At 61.3% G+C, this 17226-nt stretch carries 17 protein-coding genes and 1 pseudogene; 6 read left to right on the top strand and 12 right to left on the bottom strand.

All coding sequences use genetic code 11. The features are described 5' to 3' along the window. Nucleotides 1-50: 50 nt before the first annotated feature. The 4 genes from EFR00_RS29025 to EFR00_RS29010 all read right to left on the bottom strand — a co-directional run bounded on the left by EFR00_RS29025 (nt 51) and on the right by EFR00_RS29010 (nt 3439). Complete coding sequence (locus EFR00_RS29025) at nt 51-1178, bottom strand: ABC transporter permease (protein ID WP_077990070.1); 1128 nt, start codon at nt 1176-1178, stop codon at nt 51-53. After that, nucleotides 1175-2104: an ABC transporter permease gene (locus EFR00_RS29020; protein ID WP_009994013.1), complete on the bottom strand. Its 930-nt coding sequence runs from the start codon at nt 2102-2104 to the stop codon at nt 1175-1177. The genes EFR00_RS29025 and EFR00_RS29020 overlap by 4 nt, the downstream gene beginning before the upstream one ends. Then, nucleotides 2101-2481: an endonuclease domain-containing protein gene (locus EFR00_RS29015; protein WP_009994012.1), complete on the bottom strand. Its 381-nt coding sequence runs from the start codon at nt 2479-2481 to the stop codon at nt 2101-2103. Before EFR00_RS29015 ends, EFR00_RS29020 begins: the two co-directional genes overlap by 4 nt. Before the next feature lie 172 nt (nt 2482-2653). Then, nucleotides 2654-3439: an ABC transporter ATP-binding protein gene (locus tag EFR00_RS29010; RefSeq protein ID WP_077990071.1), complete on the bottom strand. Its 786-nt coding sequence runs from the start codon at nt 3437-3439 to the stop codon at nt 2654-2656. Between the two features lie 94 nt (nt 3440-3533). On the opposite strand from EFR00_RS29010, the gene EFR00_RS29005 reads away from it, so the two are divergent. Further along, on the top strand, nt 3534-3947 hold the full coding sequence (locus EFR00_RS29005) for a cupin domain-containing protein (protein WP_009995311.1): 414 nt from the start codon (nt 3534-3536) through the stop codon (nt 3945-3947). 58 nt (nt 3948-4005) lie between these two features. Here the strand turns inward: EFR00_RS29005 and hydA are convergent, their stop codons facing one another. The 3 genes and pseudogenes from hydA to EFR00_RS28990 all read right to left on the bottom strand — a co-directional run bounded on the left by hydA (nt 4006) and on the right by EFR00_RS28990 (nt 7045). Then, complete coding sequence (hydA, locus tag EFR00_RS29000) at nt 4006-5460, bottom strand: dihydropyrimidinase (RefSeq protein WP_077990072.1); 1455 nt, start codon at nt 5458-5460, stop codon at nt 4006-4008. Then, nucleotides 5457-5792 (bottom strand): annotated as a pseudogene (locus tag EFR00_RS33755) (endonuclease domain-containing protein). The gene hydA and the pseudogene EFR00_RS33755 overlap by 4 nt, the downstream one beginning before the upstream one ends. After that, the gene (locus EFR00_RS28990) at nt 5792-7045 is read right to left on the bottom strand and encodes a Zn-dependent hydrolase (RefSeq protein WP_077990073.1); all 1254 of its coding nucleotides are present in this window, start codon (nt 7043-7045) and stop codon (nt 5792-5794) included. The pseudogene EFR00_RS33755 and the gene EFR00_RS28990 overlap by 1 nt, the downstream one beginning before the upstream one ends. 275 nt (nt 7046-7320) lie before the next feature. On the opposite strand from EFR00_RS28990, the gene EFR00_RS28985 reads away from it, so the two are divergent. Continuing rightward, nucleotides 7321-7998 carry a TetR family transcriptional regulator C-terminal domain-containing protein gene (locus tag EFR00_RS28985; RefSeq protein WP_009992464.1) on the top strand — a complete coding sequence of 226 codons (678 nt, stop codon included), beginning with the start codon at nt 7321-7323 and terminating at the stop codon, nt 7996-7998. 3 nt (nt 7999-8001) lie between these two features. On the opposite strand, the gene EFR00_RS28980 is transcribed toward EFR00_RS28985, so the two are convergent. From EFR00_RS28980 to EFR00_RS28970, 3 genes are all read right to left on the bottom strand, one after another. Continuing rightward, nucleotides 8002-10572: an HWE histidine kinase domain-containing protein gene (locus tag EFR00_RS28980; protein ID WP_077990074.1), complete on the bottom strand. Its 2571-nt coding sequence runs from the start codon at nt 10570-10572 to the stop codon at nt 8002-8004. Further along, entirely contained in the window at nt 10569-11105 is a 537-nt protein-coding gene (locus EFR00_RS28975; RefSeq protein WP_077990075.1) for a biliverdin-producing heme oxygenase, read from the bottom strand. The genes EFR00_RS28980 and EFR00_RS28975 overlap by 4 nt, the downstream gene beginning before the upstream one ends. Before the next feature lie 153 nt (nt 11106-11258). Next, nucleotides 11259-11669, bottom strand: a complete 411-nt coding sequence (locus EFR00_RS28970; protein WP_009993328.1) for a rhodanese-like domain-containing protein — start codon at nt 11667-11669, stop codon at nt 11259-11261. Between the two features lie 70 nt (nt 11670-11739). Here EFR00_RS28970 and ftrA point away from each other — a divergent pair, with 70 nt between their 5' ends. Continuing rightward, nucleotides 11740-12741, top strand: coding sequence for a transcriptional regulator FtrA (ftrA, locus tag EFR00_RS28965; protein ID WP_077990076.1), 1002 nt, complete (start codon nt 11740-11742; stop codon nt 12739-12741). A gap of 274 nt (nt 12742-13015) precedes the next feature. Here ftrA and EFR00_RS33750 read toward each other — a convergent pair whose 3' ends face one another. Both EFR00_RS33750 and EFR00_RS28950 read right to left on the bottom strand, forming a co-directional pair. Beyond that, nucleotides 13016-13105 (bottom strand): SEC-C metal-binding domain-containing protein, encoded by a 90-nt coding sequence (locus tag EFR00_RS33750; RefSeq protein ID WP_225880876.1) that lies wholly within the window; start codon nt 13103-13105, stop codon nt 13016-13018. Nucleotides 13106-13420: 315 nt separating this feature from the next. Continuing rightward, nucleotides 13421-13726 carry an alpha-amylase family glycosyl hydrolase gene (locus EFR00_RS28950; RefSeq protein WP_483428776.1) on the bottom strand — a complete coding sequence of 102 codons (306 nt, stop codon included), beginning with the start codon at nt 13724-13726 and terminating at the stop codon, nt 13421-13423. A gap of 141 nt (nt 13727-13867) precedes the next feature. Here EFR00_RS28950 and EFR00_RS28945 point away from each other — a divergent pair, with 141 nt between their 5' ends. From EFR00_RS28945 to EFR00_RS28935, 3 genes are all read left to right on the top strand, one after another. Continuing rightward, entirely contained in the window at nt 13868-15514 is a 1647-nt protein-coding gene (locus EFR00_RS28945) for an alpha-amylase family protein (protein WP_077990077.1), read from the top strand. Beyond that, entirely contained in the window at nt 15511-16548 is a 1038-nt protein-coding gene (locus EFR00_RS28940; protein WP_077990078.1) for a TIGR03885 family FMN-dependent LLM class oxidoreductase, read from the top strand. The genes EFR00_RS28945 and EFR00_RS28940 overlap by 4 nt, the downstream gene beginning before the upstream one ends. A gap of 72 nt (nt 16549-16620) precedes the next feature. Further along, nucleotides 16621-17055, top strand: a complete 435-nt coding sequence (locus EFR00_RS28935; protein ID WP_009990469.1) for a DUF6766 family protein — start codon at nt 16621-16623, stop codon at nt 17053-17055. Nucleotides 17056-17226 lie beyond the last annotated feature (171 nt).

The raw sequence follows: 17226 nt of genomic DNA, 5'->3' as shown, positions 1-17226 counted from the left end.
TCCTTACCCTCTGAAGTTATGCCCGGACCCGTTTGCGAGCCCGCGCGCGTCTAGCCACCACGGATAGACGGATGCCAGAATGTCATCGCCCGTTCGGTCAGGGCGATGACGCCATAGAAGATCGAGCCGGCCAGCGCCGCGACGGCGATTTCCGCCCAGACCATGTCGACATTCATGCGGCCGATCTCGGTGGAGATGCGGAAGCCCATGCCGACGATCGGCGTCCCGAAGAATTCGGCAACGATGGCACCAATCAGCGCCAGCGTCGAGTTGATCTTCAGTGCGTTGAAAATGAACGGCATGGCCGCCGGAAGCTTGAGCTTGAGCAGCGTCTGCCAGTCGCTCGAGGCATAGGTGCGCATCAGGTCGCGTTCCATACTGCCGGAGGCTGCAAGCCCGGCGACGGTATTCACCAGCATCGGGAAGAAGGTCATGATAATGACGACGGCCGCTTTCGACGGCCAGTCGAAGCCGAACCACATGACCATAATGGGGGCGACGCCGATGATGGGCAGGGCCGAGACCATGTTGCCGATCGGCAGCAGACCGCGGCGCAGGAAGGTGATGCGGTCGGCCAGCACGGCGACGACAAAGCCGCTGAGGCAGCCGACGATATAACCGATCAGCACTGCCTTGAAGATCGTCTGCCTGACGTCGGCACCGAGGATCGGCAGGGAGGCGATGATACGGGCGCCGATGGCGCTCGGCGGCGGCAGGATGATGAAGGGAATGCCGGCGCCGCGCGTGGCTGCTTCCCAGAGGATCAGGATCCAGGCGCCGAAGATTGCCGGGATCAGCAGTTGAAGCGTCGATTTGCCGAAGGCGGTTACGGGCTGGTGTTTCGAAAGCTCGGTGACGCATCGCCAGGCCAGCAGCCAGCAGGCGAAGAGCAGCAGGAAGAACGCCCGACTGGCCATGCCCTCGTTGCCGGAGAGAGCGGAAAGCAGCATCCAGGCGGCGCCATGGGCGCCGATGAACAGCACGGTGGCACGATAGGCCGGCGGCTGCGGCGCAAAGGAAAGCAGGGCGGCGGCGATAACGATGATGAAAACGAGGCTGGCCGTGCCGTCAGTTAAGGGCCGGGGTGCGCCCTCGGCCAAAAGCGGCAAGTTGATCAGTGCAGCCATACAGAGAAGGAGAGCGGTCACGCCCTGCCAGGAGAAGGACAGATGTCTCATGCCGGCCTCCCGCCCATGGCGTGGTCGACCATCTTCGCAGCAAGGCCGACGATTGCAACCAGGATGCCGGCCAGCAGCGATCCGGCGACGAGGGCCGCCCAGATGTCGACGGTCTGGCTGTAATAGGAGCCGGCAAGCAGCTTCGAACCGATGCCGGCGGTGGCCCCCGTCGGTAGCTCGCCGACGATGGCGCCGACCAGGCTTGCGGCGATTGCGACCTTCATCGAGGTGAAGAGGAAGGGGATCGATGCCGGAACGCGCAGCTTCCAGAAAGTCTGCATCGGGCTGGCATAATAGGTGCGCATCAGGTCGAGATGCATGATCTCAGGCGACCGCAATCCCTTCACCATACCGACGGCGACGGGAAAGAAAGAGAGGTAGGTGGAGATCAGCGCCTTGGAGACGAGGCGGGAGGCGTCGGAATCGAGGTTCAGGAGATGGGCGAGCGCATTGTCGCCGGTCAGCACATTGTAGGAAATGATAACGATCATCGGCGCGATGGCGAGGATCGGTATGGTCTGGCTCGCCACAAGCCACGGCATCAGCGAGCGGTCCATGGCGCGGTTGTGCACGATCAGCACGGCAAGGAGAATGCCGAGCAGCATGCCGAAGCCGAAGCCGAGCAGGGTGGAGGAGAGCGTGACCCAGCTGTGATAGACGAGACTGCGATTGCTCGACAGGCTGCGCAGCACGGTGTTCTCGTAGACATTCTGCGCCACCTGATGCGGCGCCGGCAGGATCGGTTTCGGCTGCGCCAGCGTCTTACCGATGAATTCGAGCGTCGTCGATGTGGCCCCGGCACGGCTGTCCATGTCCCGCTGGAACGGCGCGTTCATCAGGACCGCGGCGACATACCAGATGGCGATGAGGACGAGCAGGATGGTGGTGACGGGGACGACCTTGTTTTTGAAAGTGTCGGGTTTCACGCGACGCGCTCCTTCAAAAATGGAGCGGCGTGTTTTTCGATGGTGATAAACACGTAGTCGGGTCCGTCGAGCACCTGGGCGTTGTCGAAGCGCTGCACTGTGAAACCTTGACTGCGCAGGAATGCATCGCGGGCGAGATCATGTCGCCGACCCTCGACCGTCTCGTGACTGTCGCCGTCGACTTCGACAATCAGTCTTGCTGAAAGCCAAGCGAAATCCGCGATATAGGGACCAATTGGCGTCTCACGCCTGAATCTCGCGCCATAGGGCCTGAGATCGCGCAGCATGTCCCACATCGCGGCCTCGGCTTTCGTGAGTTCACGACGAAGGCGCTTTGCCGTGTCGCGGGTTTTGGGGGTGATGTTTGAAGGTGGCATTTAAACCCCCCCCCAACCCCTCCCCACAAGGGGGAGGGGCAAACCTGCCGCGCTCGCCGAGTTCTCCAGCGACGGTCGCGAAATAGTATCAAGGCTGGCGACGGGTTCGGCGCTCAAGCCCCTCCCCCTTGTGGGGAGGGGTTGGGGAGGGGTCTTTTCCGACAACACGCGCCTAAACCTCATGGCTATGCCCCGTCCTCAGCCCCTCGCGGACGCGATGGGCGATTTCCAGGAATTCGGGGGTGTCGCGGATGTCGAGCGGGCGTTCGGCCGGCAGCGTCGAGTCGATCACGTCGGTGACACGGCCCGGGCGCGGCGACATCACCACGATCTTGGTCGAGAGGTAGACGGCCTCGGGGATGGAATGGGTGACGAAGCAGATCGTCTTGTTGGTGCGGGCCCAGAGTTTCAGCAGTTCTTCGTTCAGATGGTCGCGGACGATCTCGTCGAGCGCGCCGAAGGGTTCGTCCATCAGCAGCAGATCGGCGTCGAAGGCGAGCGCGCGGGCGATCGAGGCGCGCTGCTGCATGCCGCCGGAAAGCTGCCAGGGGAATTTCTTCTCGAAGCCGGAAAGGCTGACGAGATCGAGCGCTTCGGCAATGCGCCGCGTGCGGTCGGCGCCGGAATATCCCATGATCTCCAGTGGCAGGGCGATGTTGTTTTCGATGGTGCGCCAGGGCAGGAGCGCCGGCGCCTGGAAGACATAGCCGTAGGCGCGGGCCTTGCGGGCTTCTTCCGGCGTCATGCCGTTGATCGAAATCTCGCCCGACGTGCTCTTTTCGAGATCGGCGATGACGCGCAGGAAGGTCGTCTTGCCGCAGCCCGACGGGCCGATGAAAGAGACGAAGTCGCCCTTGCGGACATCGAGATTGACATCGCTGAGGGCCTGCACCGGGCCGTCATTCGCCTGGTAGGTGAGACAGAGATCCTTGGCGGATACGACGGAGGGTGCTTGCATCAATGCGACCGTTCTTGTTTTCGCCGCGGGGAGGCGGTTTGCATGTTACCATCGCCACAGGCACTGCCGGCGGCACATTTCATGGAGGAAGAGAATGGACGCGACATCACAACCTACCTGCCACATCGTTCGCCCTAAGCATGCCTATGACGGCAAGCAGGGGCTCAGCTACTTCGAAGGGATAGCGGCCGAGACGGTCGGCGCCAAGGGCATCTGCATGCACCTCCTGACGATCCCGCCCGGCGTACGCGCCAAGGCGCATCTGCACGAGGCGCACGAGACGGCGATCTACGTGCTCTCCGGCGAGACCCATACCTGGTACGGGGACCGGCTGGAGCATCACGTCGTTACCCATGCCGGCGAGCTCTTCTACATCCCGGCCGGCGTGCCGCATATGCCGGCGAACCTCAGCAGCACGCCATGCACGGCAGTTATTGCCCGCACCGATCCACACGAGCAGGAAAGCGTCGTGCTTCTCCCGGAGCTGGACGCGCTGGTGCCGGCGTGAGGTCATCCGCATGAAGGCGTCGTTCCCCGGTTGATGGCCGTATCATTATGCTCCATCGTCATACGCCGGTTGCCGGAATGCCGCTTCGTTCCACCCTGCGCGGAGAGGTGATCTCCTTCCAGGTGGATAGTGCCTTGCTGACGGCAGTGACCGGTTCGCGCCTCACGAATTCGCCGTGGCCCTCGCGGGTTTTGATCGTGCTTTCCTCGATGGCGACCACGCCGCGCGTCAGCGTGAAGCGTGGCAGGCCCGTCACTTCCTTGCCCTCGAAGACGTTGTAATCAATCGCCGACTGCTGGGCCTTGGACGAGATGACCTTCGAACGGTTTGGGTCCCAGACAACGATGTCCGCATCGGCGCCGACGAGGATCGCGCCCTTCTTCGGATAGATGTTGAGAATCTTGGCGATATTGGTCGAGGTGACGGCGACGAATTCGTTCATCGTCAGCCTGCCGGTGTTGACGCCGTGGGTCCAGAGCATCGGCATGCGGTCTTCGAGACCGCCGGTGCCGTTCGGGATCTTGGTGAAGTCGCCGACGCCGAACCGCTTCTGTGCCGTGGTGAAGGCGCAATGGTCGGTGGCGACCACCTGCAGCGAGCCGGAGGCAAGCCCGGCCCAGAGGCTGTCCTGATGCTGCTTGCTGCGGAAGGGCGGCGACATGACGCGGCGGGCGGCGTGATCCCAGTCGGGATTGGAATATTCGCTTTCGTCCAGCGTCAGATGCTGGATCAGCGGCTCGCCATAGACGCGCATGCCCTTGGCGCGGGCGCGGCGGATCGCTTCATGCGCCTGTTCGCAGGAGGTATGGACGATATAGACTGGGCAGCCGGCCATGTCGGCGATCATGATGGCGCGGTTGGTGGCCTCGCCCTCGACTTCAGCCGGACGGGAATAGGCATGCGCCTCGGGGCCGTTATTGCCTTCGGCGAGCAGCTTTGCCGACATCGAGGCGACGACGTCGCCGTTTTCGGCATGCACGAGCGGCAGCGCGCCGAGCTCGGCGCAGCGCTGGAAGGAGGCGAACATCTCGTCGTCGTCGACCATCAGCGCGCCCTTATAGGCCATGAAATGCTTGAAGGTGTTGATGCCCTTGTCGCGAACGATGGTCTCCATCTCCTTGAAAACCTGCTCGCTCCACCAGGTGACCGCCATGTGGAAGGAATAGTCGCAATTGGCGCGGGTCGACTTGTTGTCCCACATGGTCAGCGCTTCAAGCAGCGACTGGCCCGGGGCAGGCAGGGCGAAATCGACCACCATGGTCGTGCCGCCGGAAAGGGCCGCGCGCGTACCGCTTTCGAAATCGTCGGAGGAATAGGTGCCCATAAAGGGCATTTCCAGATGGGTGTGCGGGTCGATACCACCCGGCATGACATAGCAGCCGGAGGCGTCGAGCGTCTCGTCGCCGGAGAGGTTCGGACCGATCTCGACGATCTTGCCGCCGTCGATTTTGACGTCAGCCTTATAGGTGAGGTCGGCCGTGACGATGGTACCGTTTTTGATGACTGTGGTCATGATCGTTGCCTATCCTTATTTGTGAATGCGGCTGGCGAATAGAAGCCGGGCAGTTCGGGACTGAATTCGAGTCGGCCCTGCAAGGCCGCAAGGATCGTTTCGAGTCCGGAGCGCCGCTCGCGCGAGATTTCCTGATTCCAGAAGCGCAGGACCAAAAGCCATTGGCATTGAGCCATTCGGTTCGGCGTTGATCCGTCGTGCTTTCGGCGTGCTGGAAGCCGTCGACTTTGGGAGAAGGGGGAAGACGCAACGTTAGCCGCTCCCTTCTCCCCAGCGGGGAGAAGGTGGCCCGAAGGGTCGGATGAGGGGGCTCCGGGCGAGACATCAGACATCACACCACGATCTCCGCCGTCTCGACCACCGCATGGAACAGCACATCGGCGCCCGCCGACGCCCATTCCTTGGAAATCTCTTCCGCTTCGTTGTGCGAGAGGCCGCCGACGCAGGGGCACATGACCATCGTCGCGGGCGCGACCTTGGCGGCCCAGCAGGCGTCGTGGCCGGCGCCGGAGATGAGGTTCATGTGGTTGTAGCCGAGGCGTTCGGCGGCGGAGCGAACCGCGGTGACGAGCTTTTCGTCGAAGGTGACGGGGGCGAAATGGCCGATCGCCTCGATGGAGCAGCCGACACCCAGGGCATCGCAGATGCCAGGCGCTTCCGACTCGATCTTTGCCCGCATGCGGTCGAGCTTGGCCTTGTCGGGCGAGCGGATGTCGACGGTGAAGACCACCTTGCCAGGCAACACGTTGCGGGAATTCGGCGAGAAGAAGACCTGGCCGACGCCGCCGACGGCGCCCGGCTGCTCGCCCATCGCCACACCCTGAACCATTTCCAGGATGCGCGACATGGCAAGGCCGGCATTGACGCGCATGTTCATCGGCGTCGAGCCGGTATGGGCCTCCTTGCCGGTCAGGGTGAATTCCAGCCACCACAGGCCCTGACAATGGGTGACGACGCCGATCTGCTTGTTCTCGGCTTCGAGGATCGGGCCCTGCTCGATGTGATATTCGAAATAGGCGTGCATCTTGCGGGCGCCGACCTCTTCGTCGCCGACCCAGCCAATGCGCTTCAACTCGTCGCCGAACAGATTGCCCTCGGGATCCTTGCGATTATAGGCAAAGTCGAGGCTGTGCACTCCGGCGAAGACGCCCGAGGCCAGCATGGCCGGGGCAAAACGGGCGCCTTCCTCGTTCGTCCAGTTGGTCACAACGATCGGGTGTTTGGTTCTGATGCCGAGGTCGTTCATGGTGCGCACGACCTCGAGAGCCGCGAGCACGCCGAGAACGCCATCATATTTGCCGCCGGTGGGCTGGGTGTCGAGATGCGAGCCGACATAGACGGGCAAAGCATCGGGATCGGTGCCGGGGCGGGTGGCGAACATCGTGCCCATCTGGTCGATGCCCATGGTGAGGCCCGCGTCGTCACACCATGTCTTGAACAGGCTGCGGCCTTCGGCATCCGAATCCGTCAGCGTCTGGCGATTGTTGCCGCCGGCGATGCCCGGTCCGATCTTCGCCATGTCCATGAGACTGTCCCAGAGACGGTCGCCATTGACGCGCATGTTCTCGCCTGGTGCTGCCACCATTTTTCAAGCCCTCACCTGTTTGCGGCAGTCATGCGAAGTGGCATGCCTGCCTGTTCCCGTGGTCTATTCCTGCGCCTCTTATTGGTTTTGTCGAGCGCCGGAAAATCGCCAGTTGCCTTTGTTTTTCATCTGGCGGATAATTTGACCGATTGGTAAACATTACAACTTCCATCGCCGGGCTCAAGACGAAAATCACGAAAATTGCCGATAAAAATACGAGCAGTTGCTCAAGCAAGCGGCGGGGTGGCCTCCGGTCAAAAACTTGAGCGAAGAAGTTGAATTTCAAGGGGAAACGACAGCCTGTGACCATACCGAGAGCAGCGAAAACCCTGAGGCGGACGCGAATCCAGGAGGAGAAGGAAGAGCAGATCCTGGAAGCGGCGCTCGACGTGTTTTCGGCAAGCGGCTTCCGCGGCTCGACCATCGACCAGATCGCCGAAGTGGCCGGCATGTCGAAACCCAACCTGCTCTATTACTTTCGCACCAAGGAAGCCATGCACCGGGCGCTGATCGACCGCGTGCTTTACACCTGGCTGGAGCCGTTGCGCGCCTTCGACGCCGAAGGCAATCCGGAAGAGGAAATCCGCAGCTATATCAGACGCAAGCTGGAGATGGCCCGCGATTTTCCACGGGAAAGCCGGCTCTTCGCCAATGAGGTGCTGCAGGGCGCGCCGCATATCGAGGACGAGCTAAAGGGTCCGCTGAAGGAACTGGTCGACGAGAAAGCCGAGGTCATCCGCGCCTGGGCGAAATCAGGCAAGATCACCGAATGCGATCCATACCACCTGATCTTCTCGATCTGGTCGACGACCCAGCATTATGCGGATTTCGACGTACAAGTGCGCGCTGTGCTCGGACAGGAGCATGCCGGTGAGGGCCGCTTCGAGGATGCGGCGCGGTTTCTGGAACAGCTCTTCATCGGCGGCCTGCGGCCGGATCGCTCCGAACGCTGATGTCTACTTACGTTTAGGAAGCGGCAGACGGGCGAGACTGTCCGTCACAGCTTCCATCGTATAGGGCTTTTGTAAGACGGGCGCATCCGAATGGCTGTTCGCCTGGGCGATGCCCTCCCCATAGCCTGTGGCAAAAATGAAGGGCACACCTCCGGCTGCCAGTCGGTCGGCAATCCCGAAGCTGGTCTCATCACCGAGATCGACATCGAGAAGCGCCAGGTCGAAGGACCGGTGGTCCAGGATTTTCATGGCCTCGGCAACGCTTGGTACGGTTGCTACTTCGGCGCCCAGCCGGCGCAATATATCTTCGCCGTCCATGGCAATGATCAGGTTGTTTTCCACCAGCAGCACGCTCAGGCCGGAAAGCGGCTGTCGACCGCCTGCAATCAGCTTGGGTGCAGCTGCGCCGAACGGCGTTGAATCTGATCGCTCACTCGTCGGGCGGACAACATACCGCCCCGGAATGAAGAAATCCGCTTCGAGCCCGTTCCTGTTGTAGCGCACTTCGGCCTTGCCGCCGAGGTCATAGGGAATTGAGCGCCGAATGATCGTCGAGCCGAAGCCGTGATGCGTGGGTTCGGTGACGGGCGGGCCATCCTTTTCGCGCCAGCCAATGCGCAGATTGCCTTCGTCATCGCGGGACCAGCCGAGTTCGACGATGCCGCTGCCAGTGCCGGAAAGGCTGCCATATTTGGCGCTGTTGGTCATCAGCTCGTGGAAAACAAGGGCAGCGGTGGAAAAGGCCTGCGGCTCCAGCAGCACGTCCTCGCCGCGCATCTGAATGCGTTGCGCATATTTGCCAAGATAGGCGGCGGTCTCGGCCAGCAGCAATTGCCGAAGCGAAGCAGGCGCCCAGTGATCGCGGGTAATCTGGTCATGAGCACGGGCGAGTGACTGGACGCGGCCCTCGATCTGGCGGATGTAGTCGCTGAGGCTCACGGACGTTGTCTGCGACTGGCGGATGATGCCGGTGATCAGGCTCAGTATGTTGCGGACGCGGTGGTTGAGTTCGGCGATCAGCAGCTCTTGTCGCTCATTTGCCATCTGGCGCGCCATGCTGGCCTCGTCCGTCAGGCGCAAAACCACCTCGATCAGCGTGGCGCGGATCGTTTCGGCGACGCGGCGCTCCGCTTCCGTGAACGGAAGTGAGCGGCCGCGCACCAGTTCCGACCAGGCCTCGAAACTCTTGCGCGGCGTCAGCCTCGGGCCGTTGGGTCCATATTCCACCGGCTTGTGCGGGTCGCCGCCCCAACGGACGGTCCGCACCAGCTCCTGGCGGAAGAGCACGACATAATCGCGCGGCGAGCGCGAGATCGGGATCGCCAGCATGCCCGCCACCGCACCGTCGATCCCGAGCTCCGGATAGGTTTCGGCAAGCCTGTCGACGGCATAGATGCGGCCGGCGGCGTTGCGATTGAGATGGCGGACGAGGGCCGCAAAATTTTTCTCATCCGGCCCGATGCCGGCAAGCGCCAGCCGGCCGTTGATCCACACACCGATCCCGTCGGCAGGAATGGCGTCGGCGACTGCCTCGATCAGCCAGGCCGGGTCGTCGAGCAGACTGGCATTGTCGGCGACGGAGGTGAGAAGCCGGTCGGCGATGCGACGCGCCTTGGTCTCATAGTCGAGCGCCAACCGCCGTTCCCGGCTTTCCAGACGCGACGCGAACATCTGACCGAAGAGTTCGGCGGTGGAGCGGCTTTGAGCCGACGGCAGGCGCGGGCCGTAATGGTGGCAGGCAAAGAGGCCCCAGAGCTTGCCATCCACCACGATCGATATGGAGAGCGAAGCGCCGACGCCCATATTCTTCAGATATTCGATGTGGATCGGCGAAACCGAGCGCAGCACCGACATGGAGAGATCGAGCGGCTGGCCGCGTTCGTCGCGTTCCGGAAGGACCGGGACCGGAACGGCATCGACATCGGCAATGATGCGGAACAGGTTGCGCAGGTAAAGCGCTCGCGCCTGCACCGGGATGTCGGAAGCGGGATAATGCAGTCCCAGGAACGAGCCGATGCCGCTGCGGGCGGCTTCGGCTACAACCTCGCCGGAACCGCCTTCGTCGAAACGATAGACCATGACCCGGTCGAAGCCGGTCAGGGCGCGCGCCTGTCTTGCCCCCTCGCGGAAGAAGGCATCCAGCGTTTCCGACTGGTCGAGGCGGGACATCATGCTGCGCATGGAGAGGGATGGGGCGTTGCGCCTATCTTCCTGGCAGCGCTCGCCTTCGATGATGACCTGATCTTCATTGAAGTGCACGGCAACGTCAAACTTGGATTGATCGGGCGTCAGGGCGATCGCGAAAATGCGCTCGACGACATCGGCACCGCGCAAGGTGGTGAGCTTATTGCGGATCGCATGGAGCGCTTCGGGCATGATCAGCGTGGAAGCGGGACGGCCGAGAGCATCGGCCTGTGTCACGCCCAGAAAGTCTGCAAGGTTTACGGAGGCGCGTGTGACGATCCAATCCGAAGATACTGCCAGCAGAAAGCCGAAGGGCTGGATTGCGCCGAGCTGATGGATCGGCTCGCGGTCGCAATTGGTGAGGTCGACGGGTTCGCGTGTGCCGCTCATGGGACGGCTTCCAGTTCAAGCTGACCGGCTTTGAGGAAGAGATCGAAGACAGTGCGGGCCGCGGCGACGGCCGCCGCGGGATCGTCGACATCGCTCGCGTCGAGGCGCTCCATGAAGAGACGCATGGCGCCCTTCGACCCTTGCGGCGCGAGATAGCTGCTCGGCAGGTGATCCGGCACGGATTTGGCGAGCAGAGCGCCGCCGAGCTTGGAGCCTTCGAGTACATAGAGCGCTCCCCAGAGTGCCGCTTCGCAGCCGAGCGCCGGCGGCGGAAGGAGCGCCGGCATTTGATCGCCGAGCGCGCGGATATCGGCAAAGAGAAGCGGCGCGCGTCTGCGTTCCGACCAGTCGGGCAGCAGGCGGAGGATTCCGGCATTCTCGATCGCATTTTCGGCGGCCGGCACGATCCGGGCATGCGCGCGCAGGAATGTCCTATACCGCTCTCTATTGGAAAGATCGAAGGTGCCGAAAAGCATATCGACCTCGGCGTGGCAATCTGCTGTTTGTGCGCGAAGCACGCTGCGAAGTGACATGCGGACCGGTCTACGGATTATGGCATAGGGTGCCGTTCATCTGAGGATGAACTAGCGATATATTGCAGCATTCCCGTATTTCCAGGGAAGCCCATAGAAAAACATGGGCTTCCCTCAACTCCATGTGACCGCATGATGAGGGCATTGTCCGTCTTATTCGGCAGCCATGGCCGCGCTTTCGAAGGCAAAGCCCTCGTCGGCCCAGCCGGTCATGCCGCCGATCATCAACTTCGTCCTCAGGCCGAGCTTGGCGAGGCGGAAAGCGGCCTTATCGGCGCCGTTGCAGTGGGGACCGGCGCAATAGACGACGAACAGCGTGTCCCTTGCCCATTCCGACATGCGGTGCGCGGTCATCTTGCCGTGCGGAAGATTGATCGCGCCAGGTACATGGGATTGCGCAAACAGGGCCGCCGAGCGCACGTCGAGGAGAACGAAATCGACCTTGGCGCCGGCAAAGGCAGCATGGACATCCGAGCAATCGGTTTCGAAGGCGAGCTTGGCGGCATAATGGGCGGCGGCGAGATCGGGCTCGGCGGCGGGTATTTCGGCGACAGGGCTTGGCATATGTCTTTCCTTTCGTGTTGGAATTGCAGCCTGGTATCGCCGATGCTACAGCTTTGCGAAATTGGCCATCATGACTGACACCGTAAAAATCATGCCAAACACATCGCCGCATCAGACGAAAGGCCCCCTGGTCGCAGCCCTTGCCTATGATGGGCTTTGCACCTTCGAATTCGGCATCGCCTATGAGGTCTTCGGCCTGCCGCGCCCGGAGATGGGCGAAGGCTGGTATCGCTTCTCCGTCTGCGGCATCGAGCCGGGGCCGCTGCGCGCCGCCGGCGGGTTGACGGTCGCCGTCGACAAGGGAATGGAGGTGCTTGAGGAGGCGGACCTGATCGTCGTGCCGGGCTGGCGGGCGATCGATGCGCCGGTGCCTGCGCCGCTCGCCGCAGCGCTTAGGGCAGCCCATCAGCGCGGCGCGCGCATCATGTCGCTCTGCTCCGGCGTTGCCGTGCTTGCTGGGGCCGGTCTGCTCGCCGGACGGCGGGCGACCACGCATTGGCGCTACGTCGCCTCGGTCGCAGCGCGTTATCCCGACATCACTCTTGACGCCGATGTTCTCTACGTGGACGAGGGCAGCATTCTGACGGCGGCGGGAAGCGCGGCCGGCATCGATCTCTGCCTGCATGTGGTGCGCGGCGATTTCGGCCCGGATGCCGCAAACAGCGTGGCGCGACGGCTGGTCGTTCCGCCGCATCGTGAGGGCGGGCAGGCGCAGTTCATCGCGGCTCCCGTGCCGGAGGAGCGCGAGGGCATGCGTCTCGGGCCGCTGATCGAATGGATGCGGGAAAGCCTGTCCGAGGAGCAGCCGATCAATCTGCTCGCCAAAAGAGCGGGCATGAGCATGCGCACCTTTCAACGCCGCTTCGAAGCCGCAACGGGTGAGAGTGTCGGCGAGTGGCTGCTGAAGGAGCGGCTGCGGCACGCGCGCGATCTTCTCGAGAAAGAGCTTGCGGTATCGCTCGACGACATCGCCATATCAAGCGGCTTTGGCACGCTGGCGACCATGCGGCATCATTTTCGTCGGAGGCTGGGGACGAGCCCAGGCGCCTATCGGAAATCATTCTGCGGTTAGCGCGCCTCATGCTTGCAATTCCAAGCACCGCAACAAAGCCCTGGCGCTTCAGCGCCTCCAAGCAATGTTGCACCAAATTGAGGCTGAGAAGCAGGCGGCGACCAAATCCGGACGCTTTGTCGCCAACCGGACCATCGAACGGGGCAACGAGATCAGGACTTTCCAGCTGTGATCCGGCATGTCGCTTTGCCCGCATGATGAGCGGCGCCCTTCTGTAAAGGGCGCCGCCACCTTCAGTCACGGTTTCTAAAAATAGTAATCCCGTTGAATGCCGTCATAGCGGCCGGAATGCAGGCAGCAATTCTTGAAACCGCCTCCTGGAACCGCAGGGGCAGGGATCGTTGCGGCCGAGTTTTTCGATCAATTCGACATCGCCATGAACGATCTGCGAACCGGTCTTGACCCGGGCTTCGGACGGGAAGGATTTACGTCGTTTCGACGTGACCTCAAAAGCTGAAGTCGGTGAGGTGTTTGCGAGCCATGGCTGCCTCCTCTGCGGTTACACGCTGCGATCGTGCAGCGAGTTCGACATAAATCTATTGCCGGTTCAATGCAACGCTGCGGATCGACCTTTGTCAACGGCGTTGCAAAGCCGTCACTCCGGTCCCGGCGAGACCTGCCATGTTCGTTTCGGAGCTTCACTCAGACGCTTATGGCGAACGCCTCGTATGGCTTGAGCTCAATGGTTTCGCTGATCGTCGCTATCGAGCGTACGGGTATAGACGAAGACATTGGGGTGTTGGTCGAGCCAGGATCGGTATTCGCGGTAGACGATGAGCGGGTGCGTCTTCCGGAGGGCGATCAGCTTGCGATAGTGGTTCCAGATCGACTTCTCGTCCCTAGTGGCCGCTTCGGCATTGACTTTCGAATAGTTGGGATTGACTTCGATCCAAGGCACACCGGTCGAAAAGCCGCCATAGGGGGCGGTGCTCCAATGCATTGGAGTGCGAGCGTTATCGCGGCCGTTCTCGTTTGCTCCGCGGATGAACTCCTCCGGTGCCGGCAGGTTCCGACAGGAAAAACACCCTCCATCATCCTGCGACGCCAGTGAACCTGAGAGGATCCAAGGAACTCAGCCCCTCCGGAACCGTTAGATGTTTCCAGCAAGGACTAACAGGAGACCGTCGTGGAGCCGCACCGAAGCAGTAGCTGGTATAAGGAGGCCGTGATCTACAGTATAGATGTTGAGAAATTTGCGGATGGCAATGGCGACGGCATTGGTGACTTCATCGGTCTTGCGGAAAAGCTGACATATCTTTCGGAGCTTGGCATCACCTGCATCTGGCTCCTTCCGTTTTATCGCAGTCCTGACCGCGACAACGGTTATGACGTCAGTGATTTTTACTCGATCAACCCGAAGGTGGGGACGCTTGAAGATTTCCTGGCTTTTCTGCACAGCGCTGGTGAGCACGGCATTCGCGTCATTATCGACCTCGTCGTCAATCACACCTCTGATCAGCCCCCCTGGTTCCAAGCCGCCAGACACGACGACGAGACGCGCTACCGCGATTACTATGTCTGGAGCGCCGACCCTCCACCCGTCGCTTCCGGGGCGAAGTCGATTTTTCCGGGCGAAGTGAACAGCCTCTGGACCTACGATGAGGTGGCGAGAGCCTATTATTTCCATAACTTCTACGACTTTCAGCCTGAACTGAATATTGCAAATCCGCAGGTGCGTGAAGAGATATTGCGTATCGTCGATTACTGGATTGCATTCGGCGTCAGCGGGTTCAGGCTGGACGCGGCTCCACTTATTATTGCCGACAAAGGGTTCGAACACGCCAACCCCCGCGATCCACATGGCGTATTGAGGCAGATTGGAAGCTATCTGCACAGCAGGCGACCGGGCGGTGTGCTTCTCGGAGAAGTCAATCTTCGGCCGGAGGCTTCCGACGCCTTCTTTGGAGAGGGGGACCAACTTCATCTTCTGCTGAATTTCATGCTCGCCTGCTACCTCTTCGCAGGTTTCGCCAGAGAGGACGCGGCCTCCATCAACCAAGGACTGAGCCTGCTTCCGGAGCCGCCAGCGGGCTGCGGCTGGGTAAATTTCTTGCGCAACCTCGATGAGCTCGATTTTTCACAGGTTCCGGCGGATTTGAAGAAGAATGTCTTCGACGCCTTTGCGCCGAAGGAAGAGATGCAGGCCTTCGGCCGCGGCATCCGCCGCCGCGTCGCGCCCATGCTAGGTGGCAATCAGCAGCGGATCGAACTTGCCTTCAGCATCATCTTTTCTCTGAGCGGGCCGCCGCTTATCGTCTATGGGGACGAGATTGGCATTGGGGAGGACCTTTCTCAGCCCGGACGCAGCACCGTGCGGGTACCGATGCAGTGGTCAGGGGAGAGGAACGCGGGGTTCTCCAACGCCAGCAGCGGAAAGCTATGCCAGCCGCTCGTCGCCGAGGGGCCGTTTTCCTATAGAAAGGTGAACGTGGCCGACCAGTGTGAGGACCCGAATTCTCTATTGAACAGGGTTAAGCGCTTTATTTTCCTACGCAGGAACCAGCCGCTTTTCACCAAGGGCCGGCTGGTGAGGCTGAGCGCCGGCGATCCGGCTGTTTTGGTCCACGGTTTTGAAGCGGCCGGCGCGCTCCTGTTGCTCGTCCATAATCTTGCGGATCGGCAAATCAGAACAGAAATCAACTTCGGCGGCATGCAACCCAAACGCTTTCGAGATCTCATAGGCAACATGGAGTACGAGGGGGTCGCCCATCCGCGCCCTGAGCTTGAGCCCTACGCCTATCACTGGTTTATTTCGGAAGGGAACGGATCATGACGCTGATCGGTTATCACGCGTCCCACGAACAATTTTCGCCAAGCGAGCTCCTCGGACATGTGCAAGCCGCAGAGGCCGCAGGTTTCCAGGCGGTGATGTCGTCGGACCACCTGACGCCATGGAGCGAGAGGCAAGGTCAGTCTGGCTTTGCATGGGCTTGGCTAGGGGCGGCGCTCCAGGCCACGCACTCTATTCCGTTCGGTATCATTACCGTTCCGATGGGCTGGCGTTATCATCCGGCACTGACCGCACAGGCGGGCGCGACGGTCGCGCAGATGTTTCCAGGGCGCTTGCCGTGGATTGCCGTCGGCAGCGGGCAGGCGATGAATGAGCATGTCACCGGCGACCGCTGGCCCTCGAAACCCGAAAGAAATGAACGGCTGAGGGCGGCGGTGGAAATCATGCGGGATTTATGGTCGGGGAAGCTTGTCAGTCGCGCAGAGCCCATCAAAGTCGATCAGGCACGCGTTCATACACTTCCCGACGACCTTCCACGGATTGTCGCCGGCGCGCTGTCGCCAAACACGGCAGAGTGGGCAGGCAGTTGGGCGGATGCGCTCATCACCATCAATCAGCCGCGGGACAAGCTTGGCGAGATCGTCGATGCCTTCCGGCGTGGGGGCGGGGCAGGAAAGCCACTCTACTTACAGACGCACATTTCCTATGCCGGGTCCGAAGACGAAGCCAGGACAAACGCCTACGACCAGTGGCGCAGCAACGCGATTTCCGCCGCTATCTCCGAGATGCTTCGATTGCCGGAGGAGTTCGACGAGGCCTGCCTCAAGGTGCGGCCGGAGGATATGGATGAGCACGTTCGCATCTCGGCCGAGCCGCATCGGCATGTCGAATGGCTGGAAGCCGATGTCGCGATGGGATTCGAGCAGATCTATATTCACAATGTCGGTCGCAATCAGCGCGAGTTCATCGAAATCTTCGGACGCGAGGTACTGCCGAACTTCCAGGCTGGAGCGTCGGTTGCTTCCTTCGATCGCTCTGCGCGGGATGACTTGGAAGGCAGGTCAGGGATCAGCTGATGAGCATGTCGGCAAATGCGGCTGGTCTCTCACACAACCGCACTCGAGAATAGACCTGTCTAAGGAGGTATCATGTTCAAAAAGTACGCCTATGCCTGGATCACCGTTGGCTTCTTCCTATTTTCGCTCGCCGGCCATTGGCTGTTTGGCTGGTTCGCCTTTGTCGGCGAGCAGCAGAGCCACGGGCAAACGCCTGAGATCAACGCCTACCTCATGGAAATGAGCAGAGACACTTTTGAAAACTGGCAGTCCGAATTCCTGCAATTGCTCTGGCAGGTCGTTGGTCTTGCCTACTTCCTCTATATCGGCTCCCCCTCTTCGAAAGAAAACGACGATCGTACGGAAGCAAAATTGGACGCTCTCATCAGATTGAATGGTGGAGAGAAGGCTGAAGCGATCATCGCTGAGATAGATAGGCACTTCATGAGAACGGGCGGGCATGCCGGCCCATACGCTCACGAACTGGAGACGCGCCGGGGACGTGAAAGGATCGGTGACGCCACCTGAACCGCTCAGGAGGATGGCGCCCGCATCGCATATCGGCTCGATCACGGTTGAGCTGGGCAACCCGTTCGTTGCGCCGGACTATCGATGAGCGTCGGCTTGTCGTCTGGACCCGCCTTATCGACCGCATGTCGGTTTTCTTTGCCCTGAGAGGATGCTGCACAAACCGGCCTC

Origin of the sequence: Rhizobium sophoriradicis (assembly GCF_003939025.1) — a bacterium.
GTDB classification, from domain to species: Bacteria; Pseudomonadota; Alphaproteobacteria; order Rhizobiales; family Rhizobiaceae; genus Rhizobium; species Rhizobium sophoriradicis.
Note: the sequence above shows the minus strand (reverse complement) of the source record. Positions and strands in the feature narration are given on the sequence as shown.

Coding starts and splice junctions, on each gene's coding strand:
- EFR00_RS29010 (WP_077990071.1), bottom strand. CDS start 3,439: ATGCAAGCACCCTCCGTCGTATCCGCCAAGGATCTCTGTCTCACCTAC.
- ftrA (WP_077990076.1), top strand. CDS start 11,740: ATGACTGACACCGTAAAAATCATGCCAAACACATCGCCGCATCAGACG.
- EFR00_RS28935 (WP_009990469.1), top strand. CDS start 16,621: ATGTTCAAAAAGTACGCCTATGCCTGGATCACCGTTGGCTTCTTCCTA.
- EFR00_RS28975 (WP_077990075.1), bottom strand. CDS start 11,105: ATGTCACTTCGCAGCGTGCTTCGCGCACAAACAGCAGATTGCCACGCC.
- EFR00_RS28990 (WP_077990073.1), bottom strand. CDS start 7,045: ATGGTGGCAGCACCAGGCGAGAACATGCGCGTCAATGGCGACCGTCTC.
- EFR00_RS29005 (WP_009995311.1), top strand. CDS start 3,534: ATGGACGCGACATCACAACCTACCTGCCACATCGTTCGCCCTAAGCAT.
- EFR00_RS28980 (WP_077990074.1), bottom strand. CDS start 10,572: ATGAGCGGCACACGCGAACCCGTCGACCTCACCAATTGCGACCGCGAG.
- EFR00_RS28970 (WP_009993328.1), bottom strand. CDS start 11,669: ATGCCAAGCCCTGTCGCCGAAATACCCGCCGCCGAGCCCGATCTCGCC.
- EFR00_RS29025 (WP_077990070.1), bottom strand. CDS start 1,178: ATGAGACATCTGTCCTTCTCCTGGCAGGGCGTGACCGCTCTCCTTCTC.
- hydA (WP_077990072.1), bottom strand. CDS start 5,460: ATGACCACAGTCATCAAAAACGGTACCATCGTCACGGCCGACCTCACC.
- EFR00_RS29015 (WP_009994012.1), bottom strand. CDS start 2,481: ATGCCACCTTCAAACATCACCCCCAAAACCCGCGACACGGCAAAGCGC.
- EFR00_RS28940 (WP_077990078.1), top strand. CDS start 15,511: ATGACGCTGATCGGTTATCACGCGTCCCACGAACAATTTTCGCCAAGC.